Source organism: Photorhabdus aegyptia, assembly GCF_000612035.1.
GTDB lineage: Bacteria > Pseudomonadota > Gammaproteobacteria > Enterobacterales > Enterobacteriaceae > Photorhabdus > Photorhabdus akhurstii.
Genome location: NZ_JFGV01000006.1, coordinates 79,934 through 95,238 on the forward strand (window position 1 = coordinate 79,934; position 15,305 = coordinate 95,238).

Below are 15,305 nucleotides of genomic sequence, written 5' to 3' on the forward strand. Positions count from 1 at the left end.
ACAGAACGCTCTAACAGCACAGCAACCCTGTTATCCGGCTGAACCCCTTGCCCAGTTAACCAATGGGATAGTTGGTTGGCACGAGAATTTAATTCGGCATAGTTAAGAATGTGCTCTCCATACACCAATGCTATCGCATCAGGAGTGTTTTCTGCCTGTTGTTCAAACAGTCGGTGAATACAACTCTGGTCAGGATATGGTGCCTGAGTCGCGTTCCAGGTTGCCAATAACAGTTTCTTCTCTGCTTCTGGCAAGATATTCAGTGCCCGTACCGGTGTCTCCGGCCGTTGCTCAAGCGCCTCTGCCAGACTTTCCAACGCCTGTTGCATATAACCGCACACGCGTTTCGGATCAATCGATTGAACAATTTGCGCCGTCAGCCCCAGTGCGTGACCAAAATCCTCCACCGACAAGACAAACGGATAGTTAGTTCGCTCTTGTCCGCTAAGGAATTCAATACCGCCGATGGTTGCATCCGTGGTAACCGGATGCGCACTATGCCGGTAGTTTAGTAATGCGCTAAAGAGGGGCGTTTCCCCCGGCACCTCACTGCAACGTTGGGCCAGCGCCAGTGAGGCATGTTCATGCTCCAGCAATTCAGCTAACCGAGTATGGGCTATTCGTACACTGTCTCGCAACGGGGTATCATCTATATCCAGTCGCAACGGCAAGGTATTGGTAAACAGCCCCATTCCATTGTCAGCCCCTTGCCCTGCCTGCATCCGTCCAAACAGCACGGTGCCGAATACCACTTTTACCTGTCCGCTGGTACGCGACAAAACCTGTGCCCAGGCCAGATGGCATAAAGTTGCTAAACTAACACCCAGACGCCGGGCCTGACTACGTAGACGATCATTCAGTTCAGGCGTTAACATCTGGTGCGATTCCATCACCTGTGAACCATCCCGATGGACTTCCGTCAACCCGAACGGCAGCGTCGGTTCATCCACTTCAGACAACATGTCAGTAAAGAAGCGGGTATGTTCGACCTGACTCACCCCCAACCGGACTTGAGCCACCAGATTGCGGAAAGGGACCGGCGCAGGCAAGTTTTCTTCCTGTCCGGCAAGATAAGCCTGAATCTCGCCATGCATCACTTCCATTGTGGTATGGTCGCCAATCAGATGATGCTGCAATTGCAGTACGCTCCAACGGCCATCGTCCTCCTGCGCCACTGCAAAATGCAACAGTGGTGCTCGTTGCAGATCAATACGATAGCGACGCGGATCAAAATGTTGAGCTAACTGGTCACAGGCCGATCCATCAACCGGGTCTAGTGTCAGTTCAGTGACTGATAATTGAGCCTGACGCCAAACTACCTGAACCGGCGCGGATAATCCTTGCCAGAGAAAAGCGGTACGCAAAATATCGTGGCGATTAACCACTTGTTGTACTGCCGCCAAATAGTTGTCCAATAAGGCGCGGTTAGCAAAAACTATCTGACCAGCCAGTAGATACGGATCGCCTTTATTCGCCAACAAATGGTGGAACAGAATACCGTCCTGCAACGGTGATAAACCATAGATATCCTGAATATTGGCAACCCCACCCGGTACTTGTGCAACGATATAGTCAATTTCAGGTTGAGTCAGATCAGCCAACGGCAACATATCAGGTGTGAGTGCCGTGGTCGACGGGGTAATCACATTCGTCGGCACCACCACCGCCGGTGATTGCCCTACTGTTTGGGCAAATGCCGATAACACCGGGGATTGGAATAAATCACGCACTGCCAGCGTTAACCCCGCATTACGCAAACGTTCAATCATCCGAACCGCCAACAGCGAATGTCCTCCCAATGCAAAGAAGCTGTCATGCCGACTCACCTGTTCAATACCCAACAACTCGCTCCAAATAGTGGCTAGCAGAGTTTCTGTTTCCCCTCGTGGTGCCGCATAAACTTGACGGGCAAAGGCATCTTCTCCCGGTGCCGGTAGCGCCCGGCGATCTAGTTTGCCGTTCAGTGTTAACGGGAAGGCATCCATACAAACAAAAGCGGCTGGCACCATATAATCCGGTAAAATCGCACTTAAGTGAGTACGCAGACGATTAATTAACTCCTCATCCACTTCGGCCACCACATAAGCCACCAGCCGTTTGTCCTGACCGTCGCCGAGCGCCAGCACGACCGCTTCACTCACCGCCGGGTGTTCTATCAGCCGGGCTTCGATTTCCCCCGGCTCAATGCGGAAACCGCGGATTTTCACCTGTTGGTCATTTCGGCCCAGGAACTCCAGATTGCCATCCGGCAGGTAACGAGCCAAATCCCCGGTGCGGTACATTCGGGCATCTGGAATATGACTAAACGGGTCTGCCAGGAAACGTTCCGCTGTCAGCTCAGAACGATTGAGATAACCCCGTGCCACACCAGCCCCGCCAATATATAACTCACCCACAGCGCCTAACGGTACTGGCTGACCATACTTATCCAACAGATAGAGGGTTAAATCCGGGATCCGCGTGCCAATAGGACTCGTTGTCTGTTCTGCATCATGGCGGCCCAGTACCCGGTAAGTGACGTGAACCGTGGTTTCGGTGATACCGTACATATTCACCAACTGAGGCAACATCTCCTCACGCAGGGCATACCACGGCTTCAAAATACTCGGATCGAGTGCTTCCCCGCCAAAGATGATATAGCGCAAGCAGTCCGGTAACGGATTGGCGACATAACTGGCAATAAAGGCTTTGAAGGCACTGGGGGTTTGATTCAGCACGGTGATGCCATGCTGACACACGAATTGATGCAGCTCCTGAGGTGAACGGGCAATCGCGTACGGAACCAACACCAGCTTAGCGCCGTAGCGTAACGCCCCCCATAATTCCCATACCGAGAAGTCAAACGCAATGGAATGGAACAGGCACCAAACATCTTGTCGATTAAAGTGGTACCAAGATTCAGTCGCATCAAACAAACGCTGAATATGACGATGTTCCACCATTACCCCTTTCGGCGTGCCGGTCGAGCCCGAGGTGTAAATGACATACGCCAGATGCTGTGCCGTCAATGCCGGCACTTGCGGGTTACTGTCCGATTGATCAAACGGGCTATTCGGGTCAAGTACCGTCAGCCCTGCCAGCGCGTCCTCTCCCAGCGCATCACACCCGACTTTATCCGCCAGCAAAATAGCAGGGGCAGCATCAGTCAGGATATGTGCCAAGCGCTCACCGGTATAGACCGGATCCAGCGGCACATAGGCGCCACCGGCTTTCAGCACCGCTAATACCCCCACCACCATTGCCGGTGAACGTGACACGCAAATCGCTACCCGTTGGTCCGGCGTAACGCCCAACGTGATCAGTTGATGTGCCAGACGGTTGGCACGGGCATTGAGTTCGGCATAGCTGAGACTCTCTTCTTCATATACCAGTGCTGTGGCATCTGGACTTTTCTCTGCCCATTGCTCAAACAGTCGGTGAATACAATCGTGATCTGGATACGACGTTTCGGTTGCATTCCAGGTTTCCAGCAACAGCTTTTTCTCCGCTGTCGGTAAGATATTCAGTGCTCGTACCGGTGTTTCCGGACGCTGTTCAAGAGCCTCCGCCAGACTTTCCAGCGCCTGTTGCATATAACCACATATCCGTTCCGGATCAATCGGTTGAACAATTTGCGCCGTCAATCCCAAAGCATGACCAACATCCTCTACGGACAAGACAAACGGATAGTTAGTGCGTTCTTGTCCGCCCAAGAATTCAATACCGCTGATGATTGTATCCGTAGTAACCGACTGCGCACTATGTCGGTAGTTCAGCAAAGCACTAAAGAGAGGCGCTTCCCCCGGTATTCCACTGCAACGTTGAGCCAACGCCAGTGAGGCATGCTCATGCTCCAGCAATCCAGCTAACCGGGCATGCGCTGCCCGTACACTGTCCTGCACCGAGGTATCATCCATATCCAGTCGCAACGGCAAGGTATTGATAAACAGCCCCATGCCGCTGTCACCTCCGTGCCCTGCCTGCATTCGCCCAAACAGCACGGTGCCGAACACCACTTTCTCCTGCCCACTGGTACGTGACAACACCTGTGCCCAAGCCAGATGGCACAAAGTCGCCAAACTGACACCCAGACGTCGGGCCTGACTGCGCAGACGATCATTTAACATAGCGGGTAACATCCGGTGCGATTCCGTCACCTGCGAACCATCCCGATGTACCTCCGTGAACCCAAATGGTAGTGTTGGTTCATCCACCTCAACCAACATGTCAGTAAAGAAACGGGTATATTCGGCCTGACTCATTCCCAGACGAACTTGAGCCACCAAATTGCGGAAAGGGACCGGCACAGGCAAGTTCTCTTCCCGTCCGGCAAAATAAGCCTGAACCTCGCCATGCATCACTTCCATTGCAGTATGATCACCAATCAGGTGATGCAGCAATTGCAGTACGCGCCAATGACCATCCTCTTCCTGTGCTACCACAAAGTGCAACAATGGAGCTCGTTGCAGATCAATACGATAGCGACGTGGATCAAAATGTTGAGCTAACTGGTCACGGATCGGCCCATCAACCGGGTCCAATGTCAGTTCAATAATTGACAATTGAGCCTGACGCCAAACCACTTGAGCAGGCGCTGATAACCCTTGCCAAACAAAGGCGGTACGCAGAATATCGTGGCGATTAACTACTTGTTGCACCGCCGCCAGATAACAATCCAACAATGAACGATCAGCAAAGATCATTTGGCTGACCAATAGATACGGGTCACCTCCATTCGCCAGCAGATGGTGGAACAGAATACCGTCCTGCAACGGTGACAAGGCATAGATATCCTGAATATTAGCCACCCCACCCGGCACTTGTTCCACGATATGGTCAATTTCAGGTTGGGTCAGCTCAATCAGCGGCAACATCTTAGGTATAAGCGCCGTGGTCAACGGGGTAATCACATTCGCCGGCACCACCACCGCCGGTGATTGCCCTACTGTTTGGGCAAATGCCGATAACACCGGGAATTGAAACAGGTCACGCACCGCCAGCGTTAGTCCAACATGGCGCAGACGTTCAATCATCCGCACCGCAAGCAGAGAATGGCCGCCTAGGGCAAAGAAACTGTCGTGCCGACTGATCTGTTCAATACCTAACAATTCGCTCCAGATAGCGGCCAATAGGGTTTCTGTTTCTCCCTGCGGTGCTTCATAAACCTGTCGGGCAAACGCTTCCTCCCCCGGCACTGGTAATGCCCGACGATCCAATTTGCCGTTTGGCGTCAACGGGAAAGTATCCAGACGTACAAAGGCCGTCGGCACCATATAATCCGGTAAAATGGTACTCAGATAGGTATGCAGACGGTTAACTAACTCCTCGTCCGCTTCTGTTACCACATAAGCCACCAACCGTTTGTCCTGACCGTCGCCCAGTACTTGCACAACCGCTTCATGCACTGCCGGGTGCTCCAGCAATCGGGCTTCGATTTCCCCTAGTTCAATACGGAAACCACGGATTTTCACCTGTTGGTCATTACGACCCAAGAACTCCAAATTGCCGTCTGTCAGGTAACGGGCCAAATCCCCGCTCCGATACAGGCGGTCATCCGGCTTATCACTAAACGGATCTGGCAGAAAACGTTCCGCGGTCAATTCAGGACGATTGAGATAGCCACAGGCAACCCCATCTCCACCGATATAAATCTCACCGATTACTCCCTGCGGCACTAACTGACCATAGGTATCCAACAGATAAACCCGTGTATTAGCTATTGGTCGACCAATGGGGATACGAGTCACTTCTGGCGATAATTCTGTGATACGGTAGGTGGTGGTAAAGGTGGCGCCCTCACTTGGTCCATAGCCATTTAATAACTGTTGCGGCGGGCTATCACGTAAAACCTGCGCCATCACATGGGGATCAAGGACATCACCGCCAACAATCAGAATCTTGATTTGTGGCAACACCGGAGACAATTCTGCCGCCAGCCGGTTAAACAGCCCGACACTCAGCCACAGCACCGTAATACGATAAGTCTGTAATGCCTGAACGAATTCTTTAGGCGTCAGCAATGTGGTGTGATCAATCACCACCAGCGTACCGCCATTGAGCAATGGCGCCCAGACTTCAAAGGTGCTGGCATCAAAAGCCGGGTTGGCCTCAAACGCCACCCGATCATCCGGCCCGATTTCAGCGTACCCATTATTGATGACCAGTCGAACCACAGCGCGGTGTGGCACCATTACCCCTTTTGGCGTGCCAGTCGAGCCGGAAGTGTACATAATATAAGCTAGCTCGGTACTGGACCTAGGCAAGTCAAGATTAAGGTAATCCTCCTCCCTGATAATACCCATCTCATCAGCAAGGCAATACGTGGGAATAGCCAGATCAATCGGGATATCAGTGAGCAATAATTTGGCTGAACAATCGCTTATCAGCCAGTTTTTCCGCTCATCTGGCACACGGGGATCGATTGGCACATACACGGCTCCGGCTTTGAGAATTGCCAATTGAGCCACGACCAGCTCAATAGATCGTTCTAACAACACCACAATCCGATCATCCAACTGTACCCCTCGCTTAATTAACTGGCGGGCCAGTCGGTTGGCACGAGCATTTAATTCGGGATAACTGAGAATGTGCTCTTCATACACCAGCGCTACTGCATCAGGGGTTTTCTCCGCCTGCTGTTCAAACAACCGATGAATGCATGTCTGGTCAGGATATCGCGTCTGGGTTGCATTCCAGGTTTCCAGTAACAGCTTGCGCTCCGCTACGGTCAGGATATCAATTTTCCCAACTGGCTGTTGAGGGTTAGCCGCCATCTCCCGTAGTACGGTATGGAGATAACCCACCTGCCGCTCAATGGTCAGTTGATCAAACAGCGCGGTGGAATAATTCAGATAACCGACAATTCGGCCATCCACCTCAGACAGGCTCAATTCAAGATCAAACTTAGCGATATCAATAGGTTGATCGGCAGGTGAAACCGTCAGTCCCGGCATCCACCATTCTATGCCTTCATTGTTTTGCCAGGCAAACATCACCTGGAACAGCGGAGTGTGTGCCAGGTGGCGTGGTGGTTGTACGATTTCCACTACCTGTTCAAACGGTAGATCCTGATGCTCCTGTGCCGCCAGCGCAGTTTGTCTCACGCGCGCCAGCAATTCTGCCACATTGGGGACGCCGGATAAGTTCATACGCAACGCCAATGTATTCACAAAAAAGCCGATCAGGGATTCCACTTCCTGCCGACTGCGACCGGCACTTGGCGTACCGATAACCAGATCTTCCTGACCTGATAGGCGTGATAAGACTGTTGCCCAAGCAGCCAGCAACGTCATAAATAACGTGACGCCCTGTTGCTCACTCAAACGTTTAAGAGATTGGGTTAATTCCGCATCCAGATTGACGGGCAATAAAGCCCCGGCAAACGACTGCTGAGATGGACGTGATCGATCAGTAGGCAAATCCAGTAGAACCGGCGCGTCTGCCAGACTCATTCTCCAATAGTCAGATTGGATTTGTAACCGCTCCGCCGACAGCCACTGACGCTGCCAGGCGGCATAATCAGGATACTGAATTGCCAGCGGCGGCAACGGATCTGGCAGCCCCATTGAAAAAGCGGTATAGAGGGCGCTTAATTCGCGCATCAACACGCCAGCCGACCAGCCGTCTGACACAATATGATGCTGAGTCAGCAAAAAGACGTAATCATCGTCAGCCCGTTGTATCAGACCCGCTCGGATTAACGGACCACCAGCAAGATCAAACGGCGCCTCCGCTTCCTGTACACATAAACGCTCAAACTGTTTATCTGCATCAGACACTTTGCGCAAATCGTGTTTGCTCATCGGCAAACCCAATTCAGCCGGCAACAATTCGACTTTAGGCTGACCATCCACCGAGATAAAGATGGAACGCAAAGCCTCGTGACGGGCAAACAAGCGATTCAGCGCCTGCTGCCAGGCGACGATATCCAACTGACCATGTAAACGCAGGGCCATTGGGACATGATAGGTCTCGCTAACCCCCTCAAATTGCGCCAGGAACCATAGACGCTGTTGAGCAAATGACAAAGGTAATGCGCCGCCCTCGCGGGATATCGGTACCATAGCAGACACGCTATTGTTCTGTTCACCAAGCTGAATCCCCATTACCTCAGCAAAGGCTGCCAATGTCGGTGATTTAAACAACGTGGTCAGCGGCAATTCAATGCCTAAAGCCGCTATTCGGTTCATCATTCGCACCGCCAACAACGAATGGCCTCCTAGGGCAAAGAAGCTGTCATACCGCCCCACCTGCTCAATCCCCAGTAACTCACGCCAGATAGCCGCCAGTGCTATCTCTGTTTCGCCTTGTGGCGCTTCGTAAATCTGACGGGAAAATGCTTCTTCGTCCGGTGCCGGTAAAGCTAGACGGTCCAGTTTTCCATTTGGCGTCAACGGCAGTGTATCCAAACGGACAAAAGCCGCCGGCATCATATAATCCGGCAAATTTGTGCTCAGATGAGTACGCAGGCTATTCGCCAACTCATCGCTTTCTTCTGCCACCACCCAGGCTACCAAACGCTTATCGTGCCCCTGACCCAGCGCTAACACCACCGCTTCACGCACCGCCGGATACTCTATTAATCGGGTCTCAATTTCACCCGGTTCAATCCGGAAGCCCCGAATTTTAATCTGCTGGTCATTACGACCAACAAATACTAAATTGCCATCTGGCAAATAACGGGCCAAATCCCCAGTCCGATACATCCGCGCATCCGGCATCTCACTAAACGGGTCAGTTAAGAAGCGTTCAGCCGTCAGTTCAGGACGATTAAGGTAGCCACGCGCCACCCCCGCACCACCGACATACAACTCACCCACTATCCCCAATGGCACAAGCTGGCGGTAGGTGTCCAACAAATAAATCTGGGTGTTCGCCGTCGGATAGCCGATAGGCACTAACGTATCCGTGTAGTCTGGCGGGCAACACCAGGTCGTCGCACACACCGTGATTTCTGTCGGGCCATAGGCATTAAACACCGTCGCCCGACGACAAAGTGTCTGAAATAGTGCAGCACTAGGTGCTTCACCACCTAAGATCACTGTCGGTGTTATCGTCAGCGCAGGTAAATCTCCCCCATCCCGAAGCAAAGCCGGGGTCAAACAGGCATGGGTCACTGCCTGTTGTTCCAGATAATGCCAAAGGCGAAGCGGGTCCTGACGGACGATATCGACAGCAATAACCAGACAGGCCCCACTTCCCAACGCCATCATGATTTCCCAAACACTGGCATCAAAACTCAATGAGGCAAACTGCAACATCCGGCTATCCGAGTGAATGCCAAACTGGGTGATTTTATCCCGGATAAGATTAATTAGCCCACGATGCTCAACCATCACACCTTTTGGTGTGCCAGTTGAACCCGAGGTGTAAATCACATACGCCAGATGCTGCGCAGTCAGTGCGGTCACTTGCGGGTTACTGTCCGGCTTATCCGGCAAAGTATTCGGATCCAGTACAGTGAGTCCTGCAAGCGCTTTCTCACCCAGTGCGATACATCCGGCATTATCCGCCAGCACAATAGCCGGTGCTGCATCAGCCAAAATATGTGCCAAACGTTCCCTCGGATAAGCCGGGTCCAATGGAACATAGGCTCCTCCCGCTTTCAATACAGCCAGCAAGCCCATGACCATCGTCGGTGAACGTGTAACACAAATCGCTACTCGTTGGTCTGGCGCAATACCCAGCGCAATCAGTTGATGGGCCAGGCGGTTAGCGCGAGTATTCAATTCCGCATAGCTGTACCTCTGTTCTTCATACACCAGTGCCGTGGCATCCGATTTTTTCTCCACTTGTTGTTCAAATAATTGATGGATATACAACGGATCAGAATAGGCAGTTTCAGTCGCATTCCTGGTTTTTAATAACAATGTGCGTTCAGACTCGGGCAAAATTTCCAATGTCCGTACCGGCGTTTCCGGGGCCAGCTCAAGTATTTCTGCCAAACTTTCCAGCGCTTGTTGCATATAACCGCACACCCGTTCCGGATCAAATGGCTGAACAATTTGCGCTGTTAGCCCCAGCGCATTACCAAAATCCTCCACCGATAGAGTCAGTGGATAGTTGGTACGTTCCTGCGCACCAAGAAATTCAACGCCATTCATGATTTCATTCGAAGTCGCGGATAACGCACTGTGCCGGTAGTTCAACAAAGCACTAAAGAGTGGAACTTCACCTTGTACCCCACTGCAACGTTGAGCCAGCGCCAGTGAAGCGTGTTCATGCTCCAGTAATTCGGCTAACCGGGCATGTGCCGCCTGTACACTCCCCCGTACTGGGGTATTATCCATATCCAGCCGTAACGGCAAGGTATTGATAAACAGCCCCATACCGCTGTCAGCTCCTTGCCCTGTCTGCATCCGCCCAAACAATACAGTGCCGAATACCACTTTCTCCTGTCCGCTGGTACGCGACAATACCTGTGCCCAAGCCAGATGGCACAGCGCCGCCAGACTGACACCCAAACGCCGAGCCTGACTACGCAAGCGGTTGTTCAGTATCGCGGGCAACATTCGGTACGATTGGGTCATCTGAGAACCATCCCGATGTACTTCCGTCAATCCGAACGGCAACGTCGGTTCATCCACATCTGCCAACATGTCAGTAAAGAAACGGGTATGCTCTGCCTGATTCACCCCAAGACGAACCTGAGCCACCAGATTGCGGAAAGGGACCGGTGCCGGTAAGCTCTCTTCCTGCCCGGCAAGGTACGCCTGAACTTCGCGGCTCATCACTTCCATTGCGGTATGATCGCCAATCAGATGATGCTGTAATTGCAGCGCAATCCAGCGACCATCCGTTTCCTGTGCAATAACAAAACGTAACAGTGGCGCCTGGCCCAGATCGAGACGATGCTGACGCGGATCAAAACGTTGAGCCAATTGCTCATAAACCGGCCCGTCAGCAGGATCTAATATCAGTTCCACAACTGATAACGGCGCCTGACGCCAGACTACCTGAACCGGCGCAGATAATCCTTGCCAGATAAAAGCAGTACGTAGAGTATCGTGGCGATTAACCACCTGTTGCACTGCCGCCAGATAACGATCCAACAATGAACGATCAGCAAAGACCATCTGGCTGACCAATAGATATGGATCGCCTTCATTACTTAATAAGTGGTGGAACAGAATCCCGTCCTGCAACGGTGACAAAGCATAGATATCCTGAATATTAGTCATCCCACATGGTACTTGTGCAATGATATGGTCAATCTCAGTTTGGGTCAGCTCAACCAACGGCAACATTTCAGGTGTGAGTGCCGTGGTGGCCGGTGTGATGACATTCTCCGGCACCACCACCGCTTGTGACTGCCCTACTGTTTGGGCAAATGCGGACAACACCGGAGATTGGAACAGATCATACACCGCCAGCGTTAATCCCGCGTTACGCAGACGTTCAATCATTCGCACCGCAAGCAGAGAATGGCCGCCCAAGGCAAAGAAACTGTCATGCCGACTGATCTGTTCGATACCCAACAACTCGCCCCAGATAGCGGCCAATAAGGTTTCTGTTTCCCCTTCCGGCGCTGCATAAACCTGACGAGCAAAGGCATCCGCCCCCGGCGCTGGCAGTGCTCGGCGATCCAGCTTACCGCTTGGGGTCAGAGGGAAGGCATTCAGGCGTACAAAAGCGGCCGGCACCATATAATCAGGCAAAATGGCGCTCAGATATTCACGCAGGCTCACCGTCAATCCGTCATCTGGCTCTGCCACCACATAAGCCACCAGCCGTTTGTCCTGCCCGTCACTTAACGCCAGCACCAACGCGCCACTTACCGCAGGATGCTCCGTCAGCCGCGTTTCAATTTCTTCCGGCTCAATACGGAACCCCCTGATTTTAACCTGCTGATCGTTACGGCCAACGAATACCAGATTGCCGTCTGGCAGGTAACGGGCTAAATCCCCGGTGCGATACTGGCGGGCATCAGGTTCATTACTAAACGGATCTGTTAGGAAACGTTCAGCGGTCAACCCAGGACGATTGAGATAACCACGAGCAACACCCACGCCACCGATATACAATTCCCCCACTGCCCCCAACGGTACCGGCTGACCATAAGCATCCAGCAGATAAACCCGTGTGTTGGTTGTTGGGCGTCCAATAGGAACCCATGCATCTGTATAGTCTGATGGGCAAGACCAAGAGGTGGCGCAAACCGTAATTTCCGTCGGGCCATAATCATTGAATAGATTTGCCCGATCACACAACGTCCGGAACAGGGTTGAACCTGGCGCTTCTCCTGCAAATATTAACGTAGGCTTTATCGTTATTACCGGTAAATCGCTCTCTTCCCGGAACAGAGCCGGTGGCAGGAAAGCGTGCGTTACTGCTTGTTTTTCGAGATAAGACCAAAGACGACGCGGATCATGACGGATGATATCGGTAGGAATAACCAGACAGGCCCCGCCACTTAACGCGGTCATGATTTCCGAGACACTGGCATCAAAACCTGATGAAGCAAATTGCAATATCCGACTGGTTTCATCAACGCTAAATCGGGTAATTTGAGCCAGAGCCAAGTTAACTACCCCGCGATGTTCCACCATCACCCCTTTCGGCGTGCCGGTCGAACCTGAGGTGTAAACCACATAGGCTAAATGTCGTTCAGTCAATTCAGGTATCTGAGGATTACTGTCCGCCTGGTCAAACAGGATATTCGGATCGAGCATAATCAAGTCTGCAAGCGCCTTCTCACCCAACGCAGTACGTCCGGTATTATCCGCCAACAAAATAGCCGGTTCGGCATCAGCCAGAATATGCCCCAGACGCTCGCCCGAATAAGTCGGATCCAGCGGCACATAGGCGCCACCGGCTTTCAGCACCGCTAACAACCCAACTATCATTGCTGGTGAACGCGCGACACAAATCGCCACTCGCTGATCCGGCATTACACCCAACGTAATCAGTTGATGCGCCAGCCGATTAGCACGCACATTTAATTCAGCATAACTGAGGATATGCCGTTCATAGACTAGCGCCGTGGCATCCGGATTTTTCTCTGCCCATTGCTCAAACAGTCGGTGAATACAACTGTGATCTGGATACGACATTTCGGTCGTGTTCCAGGTTTCCAATAACAGTTTGCGTTCCGCCACGGTCAGGATATCGATTTTCCCAACCGGCTGTTGAGGGTTAGCCGCCATCGCCCGCAATACGGTATGGAGATAGCCCACCTGCCGCTCAATAGTCGCTTGATCAAATAGCGCGGTGGCATAATTCAGATAACCGACAATTTGACCGTCCACCTCAGACAGGCTCAATTCAAGATCAAATTTAGCGATATCGATGAGTTGCTCGACAGGTGAAACCGTCAATCCCGGCAGCCGCCATTCCGTGTTCTCATTATTCTGCCAGGCAAACATCACCTGAAACAGCGGGGTATGCGCCAGTCGGCGTGGCGGTTGCACGATTTCCACCACCTGCTCAAAAGGCAGGTCCTGATATTCCTGTGCCGCCAGCGCGGTTTGTCTCACCCGCGCCAGCAATTCCGCCACATTCAGTGCACCGGATAAATCCATCCGCAACGCCAGCGTATTCACAAAGAAACCAATCAGAGATTCCACTTCCTGCCGACTACGACCGGCACTCGGCGTACCGATAACCAGATCTTCCTGGCCTGATAGACGCGACAGAACCGTCGCCCAAGCCGCTAACAGGGTCATAAATAACGTGACACCCTGCTGCTCACTCAAACGTTTAAGGGATTGGGTTAACTCCGCATCCAGACTGACGGGTAAGATATTTCCGGCAAATGACTGCTGAGACGGACGTGGCCGATCAGTAGGCAAATCCAAGAGAATCGGCGCATCGATCAGTCTCGCACGCCAATAATCAGATTGGGACTGTATACGTTCAGCCGACAGCCATTGACGCTGCCAAGCGGCGTAATCAGGATACTGAATCGTCAACGGAGACAATGGATCCGGTTGCCCGGTAAGAAAAGCGGTGTAAAGGGTGTTCAATTCACGCATCAATACGCTGACAGACCAGCCATCGAAAATAATATGATGCTGAGTCAGCAGGAAAACGTGTTCATCATTAGCCAGTCGTACCAGAGCGGAACGAATTAACGGGCCACGAGCAAGATCAAACGGTGTTTCAACTTCCTGAACAGAGAAAGACGTAAGCTGCGCCTCCACATCAGGTGTATTACGCAGATCATATTGCTTCATCGGCAAGCCCAATGCCGCTGGCAACAATTCCACCTGCGGCTGGCCGTCAACAGCAACAAAAACAGAACGCAACGCTTCGTGACGGGCAAACAGCGTATCAAGCGCCTGCTGCCAGGCGGCGATATCCAGGCGACCCTGCAAACGCAAAGCTAGCGGAATATGATAGGTCTCACTCACTCCCTCAAACTGCGCCAGGAACCACAGGCGCTGTTGCGCAAATGACAACGGCAATTGGCCTTCACGGGACAACGGAATGATAGCAGGCAATGCCTCGCCTGATTCATCAAACCGAGCACGCATCGCCTCAGCAAAATCCACCAAAGACGGGAATGTAAACAGCGTGGACAGCGGTAATTCAATCCCCAACGCCGCTAGCCGGTTTATCATTCGCACCGCCAACAGCGAATGGCCGCCCAATGCGAAAAAGTTGTCATACCGGCTAATCCGCTCAACACCCAGTAATTCACGCCAGATAGCGGCCAGTGTGGTTTCCATCTCCCCTGACGGCTCGGTGTAAATTTGCCGGGCAAAATCTTCTTCCCCCGGTACCGGTAGCGCCCGACGGTCCAGCTTGCCATTCGGGGTCAGCGGGAAAGCATCCAGGCGGACAAAAGCGGCCGGCACCATATAATCCGGTAACACCGCACTTAAGTGAGTACGCAGACGATTGATCAACTCTTCATTCTCTTCTGCCACCACATAAGCCACCAACCGTTTGTCCTGACCATCGCCCAATACTAGAACAACGGCTTCACTCACCACCGGATGTTCCATCAGCCGGGCTTCAATTTCCCCCGGTTCAATGCGGAAACCACGAATTTTCACCTGCTGGTCATTACGGCCCAGGAATTCCAAATTGCCATCCGGTAGATAGCGGGCCAAATCCCCGGTTCGGTATATCCGGGCATCCGGTTCATCACTAAACGGATCCGGCAGAAAACGTTCTGCGGTCAGTTCAGGACGATTAAGATAACCACAGGCAACCCCATCTCCACCGATATAAATTTCCCCTTCCGCACCCAACGGTACTGGTTGACCACTTGTATCCAACAGATAAATTCGCGTATTGGCTATCGGTCGACCAATAGGGATTCTCACCACTTCCGACGGTAACACGGTAATACGGTAGGTGCTGGTAAAGGTGGTCCCTTC

At 52.4% G+C, this 15,305-nt stretch carries 1 protein-coding gene (cut by both window edges); it reads right to left on the reverse strand.

This entire window lies inside a single protein-coding gene on the reverse strand: locus BA1DRAFT_RS22520, encoding a non-ribosomal peptide synthase/polyketide synthase. The 49,116-nt coding sequence extends 21,559 nt beyond the window's left edge and 12,252 nt beyond its right edge, so the window shows coding positions 12,253-27,557 — codons 4,085 (complete) to 9,186 (partial); the first complete codon in reading order (the gene reads right to left) occupies positions 15,303-15,305. Both codon boundaries (start and stop) fall beyond the window edges.